The organism is Sinorhizobium sp. 7-81, assembly GCF_030124405.1.
In the GTDB taxonomy this organism is placed as follows: domain Bacteria; phylum Pseudomonadota; class Alphaproteobacteria; order Rhizobiales; family Rhizobiaceae; genus Sinorhizobium; species Sinorhizobium psoraleae.
The window spans coordinates 116264-136434 of record NZ_JASKLT010000007.1; the positions used below are offsets into that span (position 1 = coordinate 116264).

Annotated in this window: 15 protein-coding genes; 13 read left to right on the plus strand and 2 right to left on the minus strand. The window is 59.8% G+C overall.

The window, feature by feature from the left end; all coding sequences use genetic code 11:
* The first annotated feature begins 158 nt into the window (after positions 1 to 158).
* From QN224_RS22270 to exoR, 10 genes are all read left to right on the plus strand, one after another.
* Positions 159 to 2594 (plus strand): ComEC/Rec2 family competence protein, encoded by a 2436-nt coding sequence (locus QN224_RS22270; protein ID WP_283978401.1) that lies wholly within the window; start codon positions 159 to 161, stop codon positions 2592 to 2594.
* 182 nt (positions 2595 to 2776) lie between these two features.
* Positions 2777 to 3775 (plus strand): tonB-system energizer ExbB, encoded by a 999-nt coding sequence (gene exbB, locus QN224_RS22275; RefSeq protein ID WP_283978402.1) that lies wholly within the window; start codon positions 2777 to 2779, stop codon positions 3773 to 3775.
* 3 nt (positions 3776 to 3778) lie between these two features.
* Entirely contained in the window at positions 3779 to 4204 is a 426-nt protein-coding gene (exbD, locus tag QN224_RS22280; RefSeq protein WP_283978403.1) for a TonB system transport protein ExbD, read from the plus strand.
* A 303-nt stretch (positions 4205 to 4507) separates the two neighbouring features.
* On the plus strand, positions 4508 to 5167 hold the full coding sequence (locus QN224_RS22285; RefSeq protein ID WP_173512741.1) for a protein-L-isoaspartate O-methyltransferase: 660 nt from the start codon (positions 4508 to 4510) through the stop codon (positions 5165 to 5167).
* A 287-nt stretch (positions 5168 to 5454) separates the two neighbouring features.
* Positions 5455 to 6825, plus strand: coding sequence for an outer membrane channel protein TolC (gene tolC, locus QN224_RS22290; protein WP_283978404.1), 1371 nt, complete (start codon positions 5455 to 5457; stop codon positions 6823 to 6825).
* Between the two features lie 275 nt (positions 6826 to 7100).
* On the plus strand, positions 7101 to 7910 hold the full coding sequence (locus QN224_RS22295) for a PopZ family protein (RefSeq protein WP_173512743.1): 810 nt from the start codon (positions 7101 to 7103) through the stop codon (positions 7908 to 7910).
* A gap of 130 nt (positions 7911 to 8040) precedes the next feature.
* Positions 8041 to 10884 carry a valine--tRNA ligase gene (locus tag QN224_RS22300; RefSeq protein ID WP_283978405.1) on the plus strand — a complete coding sequence of 948 codons (2844 nt, stop codon included), beginning with the start codon at positions 8041 to 8043 and terminating at the stop codon, positions 10882 to 10884.
* An 18-nt stretch (positions 10885 to 10902) separates the two neighbouring features.
* Positions 10903 to 11163, plus strand: coding sequence for a hypothetical protein (locus QN224_RS22305; protein ID WP_283978406.1), 261 nt, complete (start codon positions 10903 to 10905; stop codon positions 11161 to 11163).
* Positions 11164 to 11363: 200 nt separating this feature from the next.
* Positions 11364 to 12611 carry an OmpP1/FadL family transporter gene (locus QN224_RS22310; protein ID WP_283978407.1) on the plus strand — a complete coding sequence of 416 codons (1248 nt, stop codon included), beginning with the start codon at positions 11364 to 11366 and terminating at the stop codon, positions 12609 to 12611.
* Between the two features lie 479 nt (positions 12612 to 13090).
* The gene (exoR, locus tag QN224_RS22315; RefSeq protein ID WP_173513323.1) at positions 13091 to 13894 is read left to right on the plus strand and encodes a two-component system ChvIG regulator ExoR; all 804 of its coding nucleotides are present in this window, start codon (positions 13091 to 13093) and stop codon (positions 13892 to 13894) included.
* Positions 13895 to 13913: 19 nt separating this feature from the next.
* Here the strand turns inward: exoR and xth are convergent, their stop codons facing one another.
* Positions 13914 to 14705 (minus strand): exodeoxyribonuclease III, encoded by a 792-nt coding sequence (gene xth / locus QN224_RS22320; RefSeq protein WP_173512747.1) that lies wholly within the window; start codon positions 14703 to 14705, stop codon positions 13914 to 13916.
* 308 nt (positions 14706 to 15013) lie between these two features.
* Between xth and QN224_RS22325 the strand changes: the two genes are divergently transcribed.
* Positions 15014 to 16477, plus strand: a complete 1464-nt coding sequence (locus tag QN224_RS22325) for a phosphatidylserine/phosphatidylglycerophosphate/cardiolipin synthase family protein (RefSeq protein WP_283978408.1) — start codon at positions 15014 to 15016, stop codon at positions 16475 to 16477.
* 47 nt (positions 16478 to 16524) lie between these two features.
* On the opposite strand, the gene erpA is transcribed toward QN224_RS22325, so the two are convergent.
* Positions 16525 to 16857: an iron-sulfur cluster insertion protein ErpA gene (gene erpA, locus QN224_RS22330; protein WP_173512749.1), complete on the minus strand. Its 333-nt coding sequence runs from the start codon at positions 16855 to 16857 to the stop codon at positions 16525 to 16527.
* A 215-nt stretch (positions 16858 to 17072) separates the two neighbouring features.
* On the opposite strand from erpA, the gene QN224_RS22335 reads away from it, so the two are divergent.
* Together QN224_RS22335 and argS are read left to right on the plus strand one after the other, a co-directional pair.
* The gene (locus QN224_RS22335) at positions 17073 to 18290 is read left to right on the plus strand and encodes a deoxyguanosinetriphosphate triphosphohydrolase (protein WP_283978409.1); all 1218 of its coding nucleotides are present in this window, start codon (positions 17073 to 17075) and stop codon (positions 18288 to 18290) included.
* Between the two features lie 96 nt (positions 18291 to 18386).
* Positions 18387 to 20147 (plus strand): arginine--tRNA ligase, encoded by a 1761-nt coding sequence (argS, locus tag QN224_RS22340; RefSeq protein WP_283978410.1) that lies wholly within the window; start codon positions 18387 to 18389, stop codon positions 20145 to 20147.
* Positions 20148 to 20171 lie beyond the last annotated feature (24 nt).

Below are 20171 nucleotides of genomic sequence, written 5' to 3' on the forward strand. Positions count from 1 at the left end.
GGCGAGATGTCCAATCAGATCAATGATCGTTAATCTGATAATGCGGTACCATTCTATATAGCTGCCGATTTTTTGTGCAATTGAGCTTCTGGTTGCAATATCACGACCTTGGTTGCAGGATCCGGTCCGACAGCCGCAGAGGGGCAGAGCGGAGGAGAATGGGTACGGAAGAGCGAGGGCGGATAACGCGCGATGCGGTGGACCATGCGCCGTCTTTCATCGGCAGTCAGGTCTCCGTTCTTGCCGTCAACGCGCCGGTAGTCCGGCCCAGCGGCCGTTTGCCGTGGCTACCGAACGGCTCGTCAGTGGATTATAGGATCCATGCTGCCGCGTCTTCGATTTTCCGACGTTTTCGCACGGCCGTGGAGGAGGAAGCCGACTTCGGGCACGGTTTCGTGCTGATCTCGGTGCTTCTGGCGCTAGGCTCGCTCGTTTGGTTCGCGCTGCCATATGACGTCGGAATCGCCAAACTTGCACCGCTGCTTTGCGTTTTCGGCATATCGGCGCTCCTGTGCCGAGGGCGGTTTGCGCCTTGGCGACCGCTCGCGGTCGCGCCCTTCATCTTCGTCGGCGGCATGTTGCTGGCCGCGGTCGAGACCGCACGTCTCGACACGGTCATTCTCGATGGACCGGTGACCACGAACCTTCGCGGAACCATTTTGTCGCGCGAGCAGGATGACAGGGGGCGCTGGCGGTATCTGGTCGAGGTCGATGAAACGTCCAGGCCGCGGCTGCGCAGACCGCCTCACAAAGCAACGCTGCTGGCGCGAAGTCGCCACGAAGGATTTCCGGTCGGGGCGAGCATCGAAGGAAAAGCGCGCCTTTCTCCGCCTTCGGGACCTGCGTTACCCGACTTGAACGACTTTGCCTTCGACGCCTTCTTCAAGGGCGTTGGAGCGGTCGGGTTTTTCTACGGCTCGCCTAGGCAAGCGCCGGGCGCGGCCGAGTCTCGCGCCGACACGTCTCTGTTTGCGCAGGGCAAGGCGCTTCTTGCTGCGGCGCGTGAAACCGTCGGCGCGCGGATCAGGGAGACGGTGGGCGGCGATACGGGTGCCATCGCGGCGGCACTCATCACCGCCGAAGAACGGGCCATCAGCCGCGAAACCGTCGAAACCCTGCGAGCGGCCGGGCTTTCGCATGTTCTGGCAATTTCGGGGCTCAACATGGTTCTCGCAGCGGGGACCTTTCTTGTTGGAGCGCGCACGCTGTTAAGTCTGGTTCCGGGTTTTGCCGAGCGGCTGCCGGTCAAGAAGATCGCGGCGGCCGGGGCCTTGGTGATGGTCCTGCTTTACATCCTGATTTCCGGCGGCGCAGTCTCGGCGCTTCGGTCCTGGATCATGATTTCCATCATGCTCGTCGCGGTCTTCTTTGACCGCGTCCCGATCAGCCTGCGGAACGTCGCTCTGGCAGGGATCATCATTATCGTCTGGACACCGTCGGCGGTTGCCGGGCCGGGCTTCCAAATGTCCTTCGCGGCCACGCTGGCGCTGGTGGCAGGCTACGCTCGCTGGCGCGAATATCGGATGCGGGAGCAGGAGAGAGTGGCTGGCAGGCACCGCTGGGAGCTCGCGTCCAATTTTGCCATCGGCAGCGTCGCCACCTCTCTTATCGGCGGATTGGCGACGGCAGTTTACGCAGCCGCCTATTTTCATCGACTGCCGGCCTATGGATTGATCGCCAACGTCCTTGCCACGCCATTGATCAGCATCCTCATTATGCCGTTCGGCTTGTTCGCCATGCTGCTTATGCCATTCGGGCTCGAACATTATCCATTGGTGGTGATGGGGCAGGGACTGGACTGGGTGCTTGCGGTGGCGCGCTATGTGGCTTCGTTCAACGGCGAATGGGTGACGGGACGGGTGGGCACGGGCGGTTTTGTGCTGGCAGCGTTCGGCGGCATCATCCTGTGTGTGCTGCGAACGCGGCTCGCGCTCGCGGGCGCCGTGTTGATCGTGTTCGGCGGAGCGGCGATCGCCTTGGAGCAGCGCGCGCAACGCCCCTCGGTCACGATATCGGAGGATGGTCAACTTGTCGGGCTGATCACCGAAGATGCGATCGCCACAAACCGGACCCGGCCGCCGGACTTTATCTTTTCGCAATGGCAACGGGCGCTTCCCGCCGCCAATCATGTTGCACCTACCATCGAAGGTGCTCCCGCTTCAGTCGCCAAATCGGAACCGCGCGACCGACAGGCAGGTACGGCGAGGGTGGCTGAAGTCCTTTCATCGGCAGAAACGGGCGGCTTTGTCTGCCGCAAGGGCGAATGGTGCGTCGGCCGAAGCCAGGAGGGCTGGACGATCATCATTGTCGAAGAGCCTGAACTCTTCCCAGTTTTGTGCGAAGCAGCAGATCTCGTCATTGCAGCCACACGTCGGCAGTTGCCCACCTGCAAATCGAGCCGCGCGCTGATCGTCACGGCCGAGACCCTGCGGGGGAGCGGCGCGATCGAAATTTATGCTGATCGGACACAGTCCGCAGCGCCGCCGCGCATGCGCATCGCGAAGTCGTTCACCTCCACGGAGAGACCGTGGCAACGTCACCGCCGGTACAATTGGCGCAGCAATGACTTCTCGACCGAGGAAGGCACCTTCTAAATTCGTCCGACAGGAAAAATGCGACTCGGCTGCATTATTCTTGATTATTTTACTCCACAAATTCTTGCCATTCGGTCATAGTTCGTCGTAAAGAGCCTGCGAACGCACGCGGGCTTGTTCGTACCCAGGGGTTGCATCGCACCCATGGCGGCAAGACAGGCGCACTATATGTGAGGAACGAGATGTCAAACCGGATCCGGCGGAAATTAAACGTGTTGTTTGCGGCAACACTCGCCATTTCGTTTGTCGGGGCGGCCGCGACCGGCTTCGCCCAAGCGGTGCAGCAGAACCCCTCCGCCGCGGCCGCCAGGCAATCACAGGATGCGCCCGCGCCCGCCGTCACGGCGCCGGTAGGTTCGGGCGGCCAAGCGAATGTCGCACCTCCGCCAGCGCCGTCGGCAACTACCGCTGCTGCGACACCGGCCGCAGAGGTTAATCCGGTTCTTCCTCACGATCTGTCGCCGATCGGCATGTTTCTCGCGGCCGATATCGTCGTCAAGGGCGTAATGATCGGCCTGGCGCTGGCATCTGTCGTCACCTGGGCGATCTTCTTGGTAAAGACGGTGGAACTCGTTGGCGCAAAATCGCGGCTGAAGCGTGCGGTCCAAGTACTCACCGCAGCGAACGGCCTCGCCGAGGTCAAGACCGGACTTGATCGCAAGACCGGCGTTGCTGCGGAAATGGTCGCTGCGGCGATCGACGAAATGGTCCGCTCGGAAGCGGTTCTGGATTATGCGCCGGCCGCAGGCATCAAGGAGCGCGTGTCGTCGCTGCTCGGCCGCATCGAGATTCGAGCCGGCAAGCGGATGAGTGGCGGCACCGGCATTCTGGCCTCGATCGGCTCGGTCGGTCCCTTCGTCGGCCTGTTCGGTACGGTTTGGGGAATCATGAATTCGTTTATCGGCATCAGCAAAGCGCAGACGACCAATCTGGCCATCGTCGCGCCAGGTATCGCCGAGGCCTTGCTGGCGACCGCAATCGGCTTGGTGGCGGCCATCCCGGCCGTGGTGATTTACAACTACTTCGCCCGGTCCGTGGGTGGATACAAGCTCATTCTGGCGGATGCCGCGGCAGCGGTGGAGCGCTTGGTGAGCCGCGACCTCGACCATCGATACGCGCGCAAGGCGCAGCCGCACAGGCGCGATGGCTATGCCGACGGTTCGATAGCTAGGATAGGATAGGGCATGGCGGGAAGGATATCCGAAAGCGGTGGTGATCTTGATGAGAACAGCGAGATCAACGTTACGCCCTTCATCGACGTCATGCTGGTCTTGCTGATTATCTTCATGGTTGCCGCACCTTTGGCGACGGTCGACATGAAGGTCGATCTGCCGCAATCCGTGGCGAAGCCCGCGCCGCGAGACGACAAGCCTGTTTTCGTGACCCTCAAGGCAGACCTTACTCTGGCGATCGGCAACGACGAAACGGCTCGCGAAAGCTTCGTTTCCGAGCTCAATCGGATAACGAACGGGAACACGGAAACACGGGTGCTCCTGCGTGCCGATCGTTTGGTCGACTATGGCGAGCTAATGACGGTGATGAACCTCATTCAAAGCGCAGGCTACGGCAAGATCGCTCTTGTCGGCCTCGAGGCCGAGCCTGGACGCTAACAATCGGCTGGCTGCGTCGCGGCTTTCGAAAATCTGCTGATGCTTTGACGGGCTGCCTGAGGACCGATCCGCTCTTGGCTGGCGGATCCGTCACGTTTCATTGCCCTTCTTTCGCTGCCGCTGTGCTGCGGCCTGCCGTTGCCGTTTTCCTTTTTGCTTGCCGAAACGTCGCTGTCGCTTGAAACCGGCGGTGCGGCGATTTATGAGCTTAGGCAACGGGCTGCGCTTCGGCAGCCAGATGCAAGATCGCGCGGATTTCCAGGACACCGGCACCGCGCCTATCCGGGACACGAGGGCAGTATCATGAACTTCGAAGCAGCGCGTATTAAGATGGTGGACAATCAGATCCGGACCACGGATGTGACCTCCCATTCGGTGCTGTCTGCCTTCCTTTCCGTGCCGCGCGAAGAGTTCGTGCCTGCGAAAATGAAGGAGCTGGCCTATATCGATGCCGATATCGAGCTCGTCGGCGGCCTCGAGCCGCGTTACCTGATGGAGCCGTCGCCGCTTGCGAAGCTGTTGCAGCTTGCCGGAATTTCCAAGTCAGACGTCGTGCTGGAGATCGGTTGCGGTACGGGTTACGCCTCGGCATTGCTATCTCTGATTGCTGGCTCCGTCGTCGCTTTGGAAAGCGACGAAGGGCTGGCCGCGACGGCGACGGCGACGCTGGCGCGCCTCGGCTATGACAATATTGCGGTGGTGACCGGCAATCTTGCCGAAGGGTACGCTGCAGAATCGCCCTATGACGTGATTTTCATCAACGGTGCCGTGGAAACGATACCTGCCGGCCTTCTCGAACAACTCCGCGACGGCGGGCGTCTCGTGGCGGTGGAAGGATTTGGTAACGCATCTCGTGCGAAACTTTATGTGCGCGGATTCGGCAAGATCTCGGAGCGATCTGACTTCAACGCGGCCGTTAAACCTCTTCCCGGATTTCGGCGCGAGCGTTCGTTTGTTTTTTGAAGTACCACATGTTGAGGTTACTCAACATAGAAGTGTCGGCGCGAAAATCGCAATGTTGCCAATTGGCAACGTACCCTTTGTTTCTTTTGGAAATGGCTGCGCATAGCGTCAGTGGATAGTTGTCGCGAGACCGAATCCGGGTTTCAAAGAGCACAGAGGTGGTGATTTGCTCGCCAGTGGGTGGCACGAGCACGTTACCACGGTAAATGGTGCAGGTCGCCCGTAACGGAAGCGGACCTGCTGGAAATTGCGAGGCGGCGCCGCTGCCTCGGCTGATCGGAGGGAAGATGGTGTCGATTGTCCGCAAAGCAGCCTTGTGGGCGGCTGTCTCGACCAGTGTGCTGATCGCGCCGCACGCAACGCTCGCTGAGACGATCTCCGGCGCAATGGCGAAGGCCTATGCCAACAACCCGGATCTCAACGCCGCCCGCGCTGGCCTTCGGGCCACCGATGAGGGGGTCCCAATCGCCAAGGCCGGTTACCGGCCTCAGGTTTCGGCGTCAGCAACCGGTACGCTGACTCGTGTAGACGCCGAGAGAACCGGCACCCGCGATTTTCACAGCGGGCAGATTGGCATCAGCATTACGCAGATGATCTTCGATGGTTTTCAGACGTTGAATAACGTCAGGGCCGCTGAATCGAATGTCTTTTCCAGTCGTGAAACGCTGAAGGCCAACGAGATCCAGATACTTCTGGCCGCTGCGCAGGCTTATGCCAATATCGCGCGCGACCAGCAGGTCGTTTCAATTCGCAGGCAGAACCTGGCCTTCTTGAGAGAGCAGTTGAATGCCTCGCAGGCTCGCCTCGAGGTGGGTGAAGGAACGCGGACGGATGTGAGTCAGGCGGAGGCGGAACTCGCCAATGCCCAGTCGTTGCTTGTGAGCGCGATCGCTCAACTCAAGCAGAGCGAAGCAGTATACGTTCAGATCGTGGGCGCAGCGCCTACGGGTATCAGGCAGCCGGCGCCGGCGAACAAGGCCATGCCGAGATCGCTGGATCAGGCGGTGGCGACGGGACTGCGTGAAAATCCGCAGATTCTGGCAGCGCAGTATGCGGTTGATACGGCCGGGTTCCAGGTGAAGTCGGCAGAAGGCACGATGTTGCCGGGTGTCGTTCTTCAAGGCGCGGTGACGCGCAACACCGGCAATGTCGGCACCGGTTTGGACGATACGACCGCGAGCATAACGGCGCGGGTGGAGGTGCCGATCTATCAGGGCGGCGCCGAATATGGCCAGATACGTCAGGCGAAGGAAATCTTGGGCCAACAGCGGATCCTCGTCGATTCCGCGCGCGCTTCGGTTCAGCAGACCGTCGTCTCGGCCTACGCGCAGCTTGATTCCGCGCTCGCCCGCATCACCGCAAGCCGGTCGCAAATTTCCGCCGCCAACCTGGCGCTCGAGGGTGTCATCGAAGAGCGCAAAGTGGGCCAGCGCACGACCCTCGACGTGCTCGATTCGCAGCAGGACGTTCTGGACGCGCAGGAGGCGCTCGCCGGCGCACAGCGCGACGCCGTAGTGGCGAGCTATTCGCTGCTCGCCGCCATGGGCCGGCTGACCGTCAAGACCCAGGGTCTCGCCGTTGCCGAATATCGCTCCGAAGAGCACTACGAAGCCGTCAAGGACAAGTGGTTCGGCCTGCGGACCGTCGACGGCCGCTGACACATGAAACTACAGCGTCGCGCGTCTTGATCAGACGCGCGATGGACGCTGTAGCACTTTGAATTGCTGCATGTTTTGATCCTAAGTCGGCTACGGTTTAGGAAACATGCAGTAGGCGAGGCAGGCAGTATCTGCCCCGAAAAACAAATCTGTGCAAGAATTCCCCCGGTTGATTCGCGGCGTTTGTTTCGTCCGCGAACTCACTTAAGGTCTGTTTGAAATCGGCACACGGGGTGTTCCAAGCCCGTGTTTGGCCGCACCAAACGAGGATGGAAATGGCACAGCTCAATGTCGCGCGTGAACCTTCGATGGACGAGATTCTGGCGTCCATTCGCAAGATCATCGAGAACAACGAGCCTGGGCAGGCAGGATCCTCTGTCCAGCAGGAATTCGAAGACGAATCCGCGAACGAGATCGAGCTGACGATCGACTCGGAAATCGAGTCCGTCGCATTCGGCCCATCCGACGAGCCCCTCTCTCCGTCCAAGACGCGGTCGTATGTGTCGGCCGGCGAAACGACCGACAATCCAGCAGAAACGCAGGCGTCGCCGCAGCCGCCGCTTTCCCTTGCCGACGTCGCGGCAAGAGTGAGGGCCGCGTCAGAGCGTCATGCCGTGAATTATGTTTCCAAGGATCAGGTCGGCCCGGCGTCGCCGCTCCCGGTGCAGAATAGTCCTGTGATCACCTCGCGAATGGCGGCAGTCTCCTCGCCGGCCAATCCGGCAAGCGCGGCCGCCGGGACAGAAGCGGAGGATGAGTCCACTCGGCTGGATATCGCCGCAGAACGGAAATCTGCAGTGCTCGAGCCTCATGGATCGCCGCAGACGGCTCCTCAGGAGAAAGCAGCCGTCGCCGAGGAAGCGCCGGGCGCGATCGTTTCGCCAGCCGTCAGCCGTCAGGTGGCGCGCTCGTTCGAAGACCTTGCCCATGCAGTCGAACAAGGACCAAGACGCTCGTTCGACGAGATTGCCGAAGCGATGCTTCGGCCGATGCTTCAGGAGTGGCTGGATGATAATCTGCCCACCTTGGTCGAGCGTCTGGTGCGTGAGGAAATCGAGCGCGTGGCGCGCGGTCCTCGCCGCTGACGGGCGCTTCGACGGAGAGTGGAAGCCGCGGGCGTCACCGCTTGCGGCTTTTTCGCCGTTTGTGTTGACTTGCGTTGCCCCTTCCGGTTTACAAAACGCTGATCATCAATCTCCAAAACTGGCGCAAAAAATGCTTGATAAGACCTACGATTCCGCATCCGTCGACCCGCGCATCGCCAAAAAGTGGGACGAAGAAAACGCGTTTCGTGCAGGCGCCGGTGCAAAGCCCGGCGCCGAGAGCTTCTGCATCGTGATCCCGCCGCCTAACGTGACGGGCTCGCTGCATATGGGCCACGCGCTGAACAATACGCTTCAGGACATCATGGTGCGCTTCGAACGTATGCGCGGCAAGGATGTGCTCTGGCAGCCAGGCATGGATCACGCCGGCATCGCCACGCAGATGGTTGTCGAGCGTCAACTCGCACAAAGACAGCTGCCCGGCCGGCGCGAGATGGGGCGTGAAGCCTTCGTCGAGAAGGTGTGGGAGTGGAAGGCCGAATCCGGTGGTTTGATCTTCAACCAGTTGAAACGCCTTGGAGCGTCCTGTGACTGGTCGCGCGAACGCTTCACTATGGATGACGGACTGTCCGATGCCGTTCTCGAAGTTTTTGTAAGCCTTTATAAGGAAGGCTTGATCTATCGCGACAAGCGCCTAGTCAATTGGGATCCGAAACTGCAGACGGCGATTTCCGATATCGAAGTCGAGCAGGTCGAGGTCAATGGCCATCTCTGGCACCTGCGATACCCGTTGGAAGAGGGCGTCACCTATCAGCATCCGGTGGCCTTCGATGACGACGGCAATGCCACGGAATGGGAAACCCGCGACTATCTCGTCGTCGCCACGACACGTCCGGAAACAATGCTCGGCGATACCGGCGTTGCGGTCCATCCCGACGACGCGCGCTACAAGGGCATTGTCGGCAAGCACGTGATCCTGCCGATCGTCGGGAGACGGATTCCGATCGTTGCCGACGAATACCCCGATCCGGCGACCGGTACCGGCGCCGTCAAGATGACTCCGGCCCACGACTTCAACGATTTCGACGTCGGCAAGCGGAGAGGACTTCGCCAGGTCAATGTGCTGACTGCGGACGGACGGATCACGATCAAGAACAATGAGGACTTCCTCGAGGGGCTCGATCATCCGGCCGCGCTCCACGGCGCCTGGGATCAGCTCGAGGGCAAGGATCGCTTCGAGGCGCGCAAGCTGATCGTCGAGATTCTAGAGGAAGCCGGGCTCATCGATCACATCGAGCCGCACAGGCATACGGTGCCACACGGCGATCGCGGCGGGGTGCCGATCGAGCCGCGCCTGACCGAGCAGTGGTATGTCGACGCCAAGACGCTGGCCAAGCCCGCGATCGCTGCGGTCAGGGAGGGGCGGACCAGTTTCGTTCCGAAGAACTGGGAAAAGACCTATTTCGAGTGGATGGAGAATATCCAGCCCTGGTGCATTTCGCGCCAGCTCTGGTGGGGACATCAGATCCCCGCCTGGCACGGTCCCGACGGCCAGGTCTTCGTCGAGAGGACCGAGGAAGAAGCGTTGCATGCCGCGATCCAGCATTATCTCGCACATGAAGGGCCGATGAAGGCCTATGTCGAAGACCTTCTCGAAAACTTCAAGCCGGGCGAAATCCTGACGCGTGACGAGGACGTGCTCGACACCTGGTTCTCGTCCGCGCTCTGGCCGTTCTCTACGCTCGGCTGGCCGAACGAAACGCCGGAACTCGAAAAATACTACCAGACCGATGTTCTGGTGACCGGCTTTGACATCATCTTCTTCTGGGTCGCCCGCATGATGATGATGGGCCTTCATTTCATGAAGGATGCCGACGGCACGCCCGTCGAGCCGTTCCACACCGTTTACGTCCACGCGCTCGTTCGCGACAAGAACGGCCAGAAGATGTCGAAGTCGAAGGGCAACGTCATCGACCCGTTGGAACTGATGGACGAATACGGCGCTGACGCGCTGCGCTTCACCTTGGCGATCATGGCGGCGCAGGGGCGCGACGTGAAGCTCGACCCGGCCCGTATTGCCGGCTATCGCAACTTCGGCACCAAGCTTTGGAATGCAACGCGCTTTGCCGAGATGAACGGTGTGACGAACAGCGAAGGCTTCATTCCGGAAGCCACGTCGCTGACGATCAACCGCTGGATTCTGACCGAGCTTTCGCGAACGATCCGCGACGTCACTGAAGCAATCGAAGGCTACCGCTTCAACGAGGCAGCCGGCGGTCTCTACCGCTTTGTCTGGAACCAGTTCTGCGACTGGTATCTGGAGCTGCTGAAGCCCGTCTTTAACGGCAATGACGAGGAGGCCAAGCGGGAGTCGCAGGCTTGCGTCGCCTACGTCCTGGACGAGATCTACAAGCTCTTGCACCCGTTCATGCCTTTCATGACGGAGGAACTCTGGGAGAAGACAGGCGGCCCCGGTCGCGAGCGCGAGACGCTGTTGTGCCATGCGGAATGGCCGTCTGCCTTCTATGCGGATGATGCTGCCGCCGACGAAATCAACTGGCTGATCGATCTCGTCTCGGGCATTCGCTCGGTGCGTGCGGAAATGAACGTTCCACCGGCGGCGACCGCGCCGCTGGTGATCGTCGGTGCAAATGGACTGACGAGCGAGCGGCTTGACCGCCATGTCTCTGCGATAAAACGCCTGGCAAGAGTGGAAAGCATCGAGCATGCGGCCGTGGCGCCACGCGGCAGCGCCCAGATCGTCATTGCCGAAGCGACCGCATGCCTTCCGCTCGGCAACCTTATCGATCTTGCGGCGGAGAAACTCCGCCTGGAAAAGGCGATCGCCAAGGTCGAGGTCGAGCGCGAGAGGATTCTCGGCAAGCTTGCCAACGAAAAGTTCGTGGCCAACGCCAAGGCCGAACTTGTCGAGGCAGAACGCGAAAGGCTGGTCGAACTGGACCTGCAAAAGGATTCGCTGGGGGTTGCGCTCAGCCGCGTCTCGGAAGCGGGCTAGACCACTTCGAAGAAGAGCGTGCAACGGTTTCCGTTGGCGCCGCTTTACCGAATGCGCAGACAAGGTGCAATCCGCGGTAGCAATGCCGCGGATTTTCTATTATCTGGCTTGAATCCGAATCAGACGCGGTTTAACGCGATTGAAAGCAGCAATACACGCAGTGGTTTCATTGACCGCGTACCAAAAGGTGCCTGCGCCCGAGTGGCTGCAAAAAGGGAAATTGTTGTTCCTTGGTCACACTTCGACTTGGAAGTGGAATATTATTTTCAAGTATCCTGAATAGCCGCCATCGGTTGGAAAACGGTTCCGAGATTCCTGAATTGCGTCCAGATCGTGAAATTCTTACGTAAATTTGATGACCGGTCCGGCGGTCAATCCTGCAGCTCGGCAGTTTGCCATTCACGCAATCGTGAGGATACTTTCTCCAAGCGCGACGTGAGGTGGATTGTCGCATTCTGAAAGTGCAGGGGAGGAGCTTGATGGCTCGAAGTGGAATGAAGCAGGGCATTTTGGCTGTCGTGGCTGGAATGCTGGTGGTGTCGACTGCGCATGCGGGAGGGCTTGAGCGCAGCGGCTATAACATCGATCTGCTGTTCGATCCGTCGGACTATGCCGCCGAAGCGACGGCAACCTACGTCAATCCCCAACGCGAACTGAAGAATGTCCGGGACACGAATCCCGCCAATACAAACCCGTTGACGGGAGAGTTCGGCGGCGGGGATTTGAGTGGCCGCCCGAATAGCGTGGATGACACGGAAAGTTATTGGGCGCCCCGCATCGGTGTAAAGGCTGGTTTGGGTGACAGTATTGACTGTATGGCGGACTACTCTCAGCCTTGGGGCGCCCACACCAATCCCGGCACGAATTGGGCCGGTGCCAACCAGAATATCGAGACGAAGGTCGAAAGCGACAACTACGCGGTGACATGCTCCTATAAGTGGGAGATGGGACCCGGTATCGTTCGCATCATCGGCGGTGCGTTCTACCAGGAAGTCGGCGGCTTCAAGGAGCGGCTTGTCCAGGACCCCGCGGTATTCCCGGCGCCGTTAGGTTTTTCGGGCATTGGACGCCTCGAGCTGGAGGATAGCGGTTGGGGCTGGCGCACGGGTATAGCCTATGAAATCCCCGAATACGCGATGCGGGCAAGCCTTGTTTACAACAGCGCCGTAGACTTGGACAATCTGACGGGTTTCATTGACCTACGTGAGGTCGGTCTCGAAAAGTACAACGTTCACGGGTCGGCTTCGATGCCGGACTCGCTGGAACTCAAAGTGCAAACCGGCATCGCCCCCGGTTGGTTGGCTTTTGGCTCTGTCAAATGGACCGATTGGAGCCAGCTGCAAGTTGTGAGTTTTGTGCCGGACCAACCCGCGCCCGGCAGATTCCCGACGAGCCTTGACTTGCTCTATCGCGACGGATGGACGGTTACCGGCGGCGTTGGTCACAAGTTCAATGATCAGTGGAGCGGAGCGGTCAGCCTCACCTGGGATCGCGGTACCAGTCAGGATTACGGCACGCAGACCGACACATGGACTTTGGGCACCGGTGTCTCCTACGCCCCGACACAGAACGTCGAGCTCCGCCTTGCCGGTGTCGTCGGGATCCTGACCAGTGGCAGCTCGGGGAAGGTCACGTTCGAGGGTGAAGACATTGGCGATGACGTGTCTTACGATTTCGACAATGATTTCGTCGGCGCTATTTCAACATCGCTGAAGGTCAGGTTCTGATCTCCATCGATCAGACCACTGGAGGCCCGGTTTTGCCGGGCCTTTCTTTTGTCTAGCGAGCGTTGTCGTGGCGCTGATGCCACTACTTTATGAGCGTTCATGAATGTGACGATTCAGCAACACATTTGCTGCTATGGTTTGCTAGTATCGCGGCCGGGTCGATTATGTCCATTTCCCGCCACAAAATGAGAGCAGCGATGATACCGACAAACGTGCGATCGAGTGCTGTACCTGTGCCGTTTAAGGTGAACTGAGTTTGTGTGCTGTCATGACATCCCTTCGCAACTGGCATCAAACGCCCTGCCGATCCACTGTCGGCCGCGCGGACGGAGATGCGCGGGAAAAACATCGTGGGCACCATGGTCGTAGCCGCGTTGGGAACCGATGAGCACTCGAATGGCAAGCGACCCTGCACAGGTTGATGTTTGCAGCGGTGATGAGTTCGGCGTGGCCGGCTGGAACGGAAGAAATTGATCGTGATGCTCGCGGGTGAATTCAAGTCGCTTAGGGTTGCAGTGCTGGGTGTGTCGCTGGCGGTTGGCGCGACTGCCGCCGGGCCTGCGCGAGCGTTCGATCCGGGGGCGGGCGTTTCCAAGGAATCAGGCCCATTCGCGCTCTTCAAGTTTGGTTTTTCTGCCTACAAGAACGGCAGGAAGGATGAGGCGGTCGAAGCCTATCGTTATGCGGCCGAAAAGGGACATACCGGATCGCGCTGGGCGCTCGCCAATATGTACGCCTATGGCGACGGGGTCACCGAGGACGACCTCGAGGCATTCAAGATCTACAGCGAAATTGCCCAGCAGGGCGTCGAACCCGGATCGGAAGATACCGGATATTTCGTCAACGCGCTGATTTCGCTTGCCGGTTACTATCGGCGCGGCATTCCGGACAGCCCCGTGAAGATGGACCTGACGCAGGCTCGGCAGTTGTATTTTCAGGCAGCATCCACTTTTGGTGTCGCCGAGGCGCAGTTCCAACTCGCGCGGATGCTGCTCTCGGGCGAGGGCGGCAGTGTCAACGTTCAGCAGGCCAAGAAGTGGCTGAACCGTGCGCGCAAGAATGGCCATGCCGGGGCAATGGGCGTTTTCGGAAACGTGATCTTCCAGGAAGGCCAGACCGTTCGTGGCCTTGCCTACATGACGGCAGCGCTCGATCAGTGTTCGCCGAAGGACAGGCCCTGGTTGCAGGCGATGCAGGAGCAGGCTTTCTCGCTGGCGACCGAAGACGACCGCCGTGTTGCGATCGTCATGTCGCAGAACATGCACCTCCAGGCCGACGACTAAGCTGTTTGTCGTCCCAAGATTAGGCCGGTTCGAACGCGAATTCACCTGCGACCGGCACGTGGTCGGACGGTTTTTCCCAAGAACGCACGTGCTTTTCTATGGACGTCGACACGAGCTTGTCGGCTGCTTCGGGCGAAATCATCAGGTGATCGATGCGAATGCCGAAATTTTTCGGCCAGCATCCGGCTTGATAATCCCAGAATGAATAAAGCGGTACCTCGTCCGAGGTGGCACGGACCGCGTCCGTGAATCCGAGATTGCGAAGCCGCCGAAAAGCGGCCCGCGTTTCCGGCAGGAAGAGTGCATCGTTCTGCCAGACCCTGACGTCCCAGCAGTCGTGGGCTTCCGGAATGACATTGTAGTCGCCCGCGAGGATGAGCGGCTCTTCGAGCCTCAGCCTTTGCTCAGCGAATTGGGCGAGGCGCTGCATCCAGCTTAGCTTGTAGGGGTATTTTTCGCTGTCGACGGGATTTCCGTTCGGCAGATAGAGGCAGCACACGCGGATCGCGCCGTGTTTGACGGAGAAAACGCCCTCGATGAAGCGCGCCTGCTCATCCGTATCGTCTCCCGGTAAGCCGCGATTGACCTCGTCTGGCCGCAGTTTCGAGAGGAGCGCGACGCCATTGAACCCCTTTTGGCCGTGCGTTTCCACGTGGTAACCGAGCGCTTCGATCTCGCCTCTCGGAAAGGTCTCATCGACTGACTTGATTTCCTGCAGGCAGGCGATATCGGGGTTCGACTCCTTAAGCCAGGCGACAAGGCTGTCGACGCGCGCCTTGACGCCGTTGATGTTCCAGGTGGCAATCTTCATGGGCCGGCGTCGCCTTTCATGTCGGTGAGTCCTACTGCATGCTTCCTTAGATCGGCTTCGATTTAAGGACAGAACAAGCAGCAATTCAAAGTGCCACAGCGACTTAGTGCGTCTGGAAGGACGCGCGGCGCTGTGGGGCCGATTCGTTGTAGCGGCTGCGAATTCTTTTGACAAATCCGTTACCTGCAACATCTGTGGGTACGGAAAACCGGCACCGGAAAGCGTCTAAATCTCGCTCTCTGCGCGCGGCAATACTGCTGACGGTTGCAGGAATTGATTCCGCCCTGTCTCGCTCTATAGTCCCGCGCATGATCCAGTTCGTCGAAAACTACTGGCCGCATTTTCTGGCGCTGCTTTCCTTCGCTTTGGGCGTGCCGGCGATCATCCATGCGGCGATGACCAAGGACGATGTGCGCGCCGCCGTGGGCTGGGTCGGCGTCGTGCTCCTGTCGCCGGTGATCGGGGCGGCGATTTACGCAGTTGCCGGTATCAATCGCATCCGCCGCACGTCCATCGGCCTGCAACGCTCACTGCTGCGGCCGCGAGGAGCAGATCAATATGGCCGTTACGACGTGACGCATGACGAGGTCGCCGTCCGCTTCGGCCATCGCTTTGCCGCGATGAAGATGCTTGGCGACCGGGTAGCGCGTCACGCGATGTCGACAGGAAACCACATCACCATGCTGGAAGGTGGTGACACGGTCTATGCCGCGATGCTTGAGGAAATCGGCGGCGCACGGCGCAGCATCCTCATCGAAAGCTACATCTTCGACAGGGATCCGATCGGCCTGCGCTTTGCCGATGCGCTGATTGCCGCGGCGAAGCGCGGCGTCAGTGTCAGGGTTTTGATCGATGCGGTCGGCGCGCGTTATTCGGTGCCGAGCGTGGTCAGCTACCTGAAAGAGGGCGGAGTACCGACCGCGGTCTTCAACGGCAACATCATCATGGGGCTGAGACTACCCTATGCCAATCTTCGGACCCACCGGAAAATCCTGGTGGTCGATGGCGTCGTCGCCTTCGCAGGCGGTATGAACATTCGCGCTGGCTTCAGTGCGGAAGTGGCAGGAAAGGCTGCTTCCTTCGACACGCATTTCCGTGTCACCGGACCTGTTGTCGCCGACATTTTCCAGGTCGCCGCAGAAGATTGGCAATTTTCGAGCGGAGAGAGCCTGGAGGGCGACGCCTGGAAAATCGGGGTGCCCGAGGACATGCCGGACGCCCCTCCGGTGCTCATGCGCGCCGTGCCGTCCGGGCCGGACAGCACGAATGAGACCAACCACAAAATGCTGATGGGCGCGTTCTCGGTTGCGCGGCAGCATATCCGCCTGATGTCGCCGTATTTCCTGCCTGACAAGGAACTGATCAGCGCCCTGGTGACCGCCGCCCGAAGGGGTGTGGAAGTGGACATCGTCGTGCCCGCGATCAACAATCTGACCCTCATCGACCGGGCAATGACCGCGCAATTCGACCAGGTTCTAAAGGGCCATTGCCGCGTTTGGCGGGCGCAGGGAGCGTTCAACCATTCCAAACTGATGGTCGTTGACGAGCGTTGGGCCTATGTCGGCTCGAGCAACCTCGATCCGCGCTCGCTGCGCCTCAATTTCGAATTCGATCTGGAGGTTCTTGACGACGCCTTTGCGCGCGCAGTCAGCAGCAAGATCTGCGCGATATTGACGACGGCGGAGGAGGTTACGCTTGCGGGACTCCGTGAACAACCTTTTCCGAATCGTCTGGCGAACCGCCTTCTCTGGCTGGGGTCACCCTATCTCTAGCCAGAGCTTGGCCGCGGGAAGTCGAAGCGCTTCAACTCCGGCGTTCGTCAGATCGAAAAGCTCGTCCCGCAGCCGCAGCTTGCGACGGCATTCGGATTTTTAATCTGGAAGGATTGGCCGAGCAGGTTGTCGACGAAATCGATTTCCGAACCGCCCATGTAGACGAGGGAGAGGCTGTCGATCAGGACCTTGGCGTTCCCTTTTTCGAGGACCAGATCGTCATCGTTTTCTGCGTCGACCAGATCGAATTTATAGGAAAAACCGGAACACCCGCCGCCTTCGACGGAGACGCGCATCGCGCTCTTGTCCTTTTCTGTCTGGAGAATTGCGGCGATGCGCTTGGCAGCCGCGTCGGAAAGGATGACTGTTTCCTGTGTCATATCTGCCTCCTGCCGGGGTCAAGAACCGGAGAGATTCGTCCTCGCGCTTGGCATTCCGACGGGTCAAACCGGAAAATCGGCTTGAATACCTGGCGCCAAGCCATTGATCTGTCTTCAGGACTCTCACGGCAGTTCGCCGCGGCTTTCCTGTAGCGTACACTATAGGTATGAAGGCTTGAATGTCCCGTCAATGGGACGGCCGGCACAGGTGAGAAATGACTTTCGACAGACAGGCCCTCGGCTTCGGTTACGGCGAGCACGCCGTCTTTGCGTCGGATCCTTGGGCCACACGCGGCAGGCTCTATTCGGAGGCCGTCAGCCCGACCCGTTCCGATTTCCAGCGTGACCGCGATCGCATCGTCCATACGACGGCATTTCGCCGGTTGAAACACAAGACGCAGGTCTTCATCGCTGCCGATGGTGACCACTACCGCACCCGCCTCACGCATACGATCGAAGTCGCGCAGATCGCACGCGCGCTGGCGCGCGCCCTGAAGCTCGATGAGGACCTTGCGGAGGGCGTTGCTCTTGTCCATGACTTCGGCCATACGCCCTTCGGGCATACCGGCGAAGACGCGCTGCACGAGGTGCTGAAGCCCTATGGCGGCTTCGATCACAATGCGCAATCGCTACGCATCGTCACCAAGCTGGAACGGCGCTATGCGGAGTTCGACGGCTTGAATCTCACCTGGGAGAGCCTCGAAGGCCTCGTCAAGCACAACGGCCCCCTGATGACGGCGGCTGGCGAAGGTACGCGCGGTCCGGTTCCGCAGCCTATCCTGGACTATTGCGCCCTGCATGATCTCGAACTCGCGAGTTTTGCGAGCCTTGAGGCCCAGGTCGCTGCGATTGCCGACGATATCGCCTACAATACCCATGACATAGATGACGGCCTGCGCGCGGGATATCTGACTTTCGAGATGCTGGAGGAGGTTCCGTTTCTCGCGTCTTTGATGCGCGAGGTCCATGATCGGTATCCGAGGCTGGAAAGCAGCCGGTTTACCCACGAGATTATGCGGCGCCAGATTACGGCAATGGTGGAAGACGTCATTGGCGTCGCGCAGGCGCGTCTTCGCGAAATCCGCCCGCAGAGCGCGGGCGACGTGCGGCTGGCGGGCAGGGCGGTCGCCACGTTCTCGGAGGAGATGAGTGAGACCGATCGGCAGATCAAGCATCTTCTGATGACTCGCATCTACCGCCATCCCGAGGTGATGAGGGTGCGGCAGGGAGCGGCCTCGATCGTCACCGATCTCTATAGAGCCTTCATGGCCGATCCGCTTCTTATGAAGGAACACTACTGGATCGACCAGATCGCCGGAATGGCGGAACCGGCCCGGGCACGCCACGTTGGAGATTATCTCGCCGGGATGACGGACACTTTTGCGATCAGTGCGCATCGGCGCTTGTTTGACCATACGCCTGATTTGCGGTAGTGACGCCCCGCCCGGAGGCTGCAGGTTCGTCGAACCCGGCCTCCTTTTGAGTTTTGCGCCATTCTCCAGTTTGGCTGGAAAAAGCGGACGGATCAGATGAACCTTTTCACGGACTTCGAATCAAGAATTAAAAACATTTTAGAAGCGCTTGATATCGTGCGTGAAAAGCGAGCCGACCTTGATTTCGGGCGCATCAATATCGAGCCGCCGCGCGATGCGAGCCATGGCGACGTTGCGACCAATGCGGCGATGGTTCTCGCAAAATCGCTGGGCATGAATCCGCGCGCGCTCGCCGACCTCATCGTAGAGAAGCTGCGGCAAGATCCGGAAATCACCGAAGTCTCCGTTGCTGGACCGGGTTTCATCAACGTTCGCCTGTCGGTCCCCTATTGGCAGAAGCTCCTGGCTTCGGTGGCGAGGGCCGGGACCGACTACGGTCGCAGCACCGTCGGTGCCGGGCGCAAGGTGAACGTCGAATACGTCTCCGCCAACCCGACCGGGCCGATGCATGTCGGGCATTGCCGCGGCGCCGTTGTCGGCGATGCGCTGGCCAATCTTCTCGCCTTTGCCGGCTATGACGTAACCAAGGAATATTACATCAACGACGCGGGCTCGCAGATCGATGTTCTCGCACGTTCCGCATTCCTTCGCTATCGGCAGGCGCTCGGCGAGGAGATCGGCGAGATTCCGCCAGGCCTTTACCCCGGCGATTATCTGGTGCCGGTGGGCGAGGCGCTGGCGGACGAATTCGGCACAAGCCTCAGGATCATGCCGGATGACAAGTGGATGCCGCTCGTCAAGGAGCGCGTGATCGACGCGATGATGGCGATGATCCGTGAGGATCTGGCTGCACTGAACGTCCATCACGATGTGTTTTTCTCCGAGCGGACGCTGCACGACAACAACGCAACGCGGATCCGTACGGCAATCAATGACCTTACGTTCAAGGGGCACGTCTACAAGGGCACGCTGCCGCCGCCGAAGGGGCAATTGCCGGAGGATTGGGAAGATCGCGAACAGACACTGTTTCGCTCGACGGAGGTCGGCGACGACATCGACCGTCCGCTGATCAAGTCCGACGGCAGTTATACCTATTTTGCCGCCGACGTTGCTTACTTCAAAGACAAGTTCGATCGCGGCTTCAACGAAATGATCTATGTGCTCGGCGCTGATCACGGCGGCTATGTCAAGCGGCTGGAAGCACTGGCGCGCGCCGTGTCGGGCGAGACAGCCAAGCTGACGGTGCTGCTTTGCCAGCTCGTCAAGCTCTATCGCGGCGGCGAACCGGTGAAGATGTCCAAGCGGTCCGGCGACTTCCTAACGCTGCGCGACGTAGTCGATGAAGTCGGCCGCGACCCGGTTCGCTTCATGATGATCTACCGGAAGAACTCGGAGCCCCTCGACTTCGACTTCGCCAAGGTCACCGAACAGTCGAAGGATAACCCGGTCTTCTACGTGCAGTATGCGCATGCGCGTTGCTGCTCTGTGTTCCGCCAGGCGGCGGAAGCCTTTCCTGACCTTGATCTCCCGTCGCTTGATCTTGCCGCAGCAGTGACGGGTGCGATTGTTGATCCTGCAGAGATGCAGCTTGTCGCCAAGCTCGCAGAATATCCCCGTGTCATCGAGGCGGCGGCACTCTCGCAGGAGCCCCACCGAATCGCTTTTTATCTGTATGATCTTGCCGCAGTCTTCCACGGACACTGGAACAAAGGTAAAGAAAATCCTGAATTACGTTTTGTTAACGATAAGGACAGAGAATTAAGCATTGCCAGACTCGGGCTGGTGCATGCTGTCGCCTCGGTACTGAAGTCGGGCCTGTCTATTACAGGCACTTCAGCGCCGGAAGAGATGCGGTAAGTATTGTCACCATTTCCCCACAAT

Coding starts and splice junctions, on each gene's coding strand:
- QN224_RS22270 (WP_283978401.1), top strand. CDS start 159: ATGGGTACGGAAGAGCGAGGGCGGATAACGCGCGATGCGGTGGACCAT.
- exbB (WP_283978402.1), top strand. CDS start 2,777: ATGTCAAACCGGATCCGGCGGAAATTAAACGTGTTGTTTGCGGCAACA.
- exbD (WP_283978403.1), top strand. CDS start 3,779: ATGGCGGGAAGGATATCCGAAAGCGGTGGTGATCTTGATGAGAACAGC.
- QN224_RS22285 (WP_173512741.1), top strand. CDS start 4,508: ATGAACTTCGAAGCAGCGCGTATTAAGATGGTGGACAATCAGATCCGG.
- tolC (WP_283978404.1), top strand. CDS start 5,455: ATGGTGTCGATTGTCCGCAAAGCAGCCTTGTGGGCGGCTGTCTCGACC.
- QN224_RS22295 (WP_173512743.1), top strand. CDS start 7,101: ATGGCACAGCTCAATGTCGCGCGTGAACCTTCGATGGACGAGATTCTG.
- QN224_RS22300 (WP_283978405.1), top strand. CDS start 8,041: ATGCTTGATAAGACCTACGATTCCGCATCCGTCGACCCGCGCATCGCC.
- QN224_RS22310 (WP_283978407.1), top strand. CDS start 11,364: ATGGCTCGAAGTGGAATGAAGCAGGGCATTTTGGCTGTCGTGGCTGGA.
- exoR (WP_173513323.1), top strand. CDS start 13,091: ATGCTCGCGGGTGAATTCAAGTCGCTTAGGGTTGCAGTGCTGGGTGTG.
- xth (WP_173512747.1), bottom strand. CDS start 14,705: ATGAAGATTGCCACCTGGAACATCAACGGCGTCAAGGCGCGCGTCGAC.
- QN224_RS22325 (WP_283978408.1), top strand. CDS start 15,014: ATGATCCAGTTCGTCGAAAACTACTGGCCGCATTTTCTGGCGCTGCTT.
- erpA (WP_173512749.1), bottom strand. CDS start 16,857: ATGACACAGGAAACAGTCATCCTTTCCGACGCGGCTGCCAAGCGCATC.
- QN224_RS22335 (WP_283978409.1), top strand. CDS start 17,073: ATGACTTTCGACAGACAGGCCCTCGGCTTCGGTTACGGCGAGCACGCC.
- argS (WP_283978410.1), top strand. CDS start 18,387: ATGAACCTTTTCACGGACTTCGAATCAAGAATTAAAAACATTTTAGAA.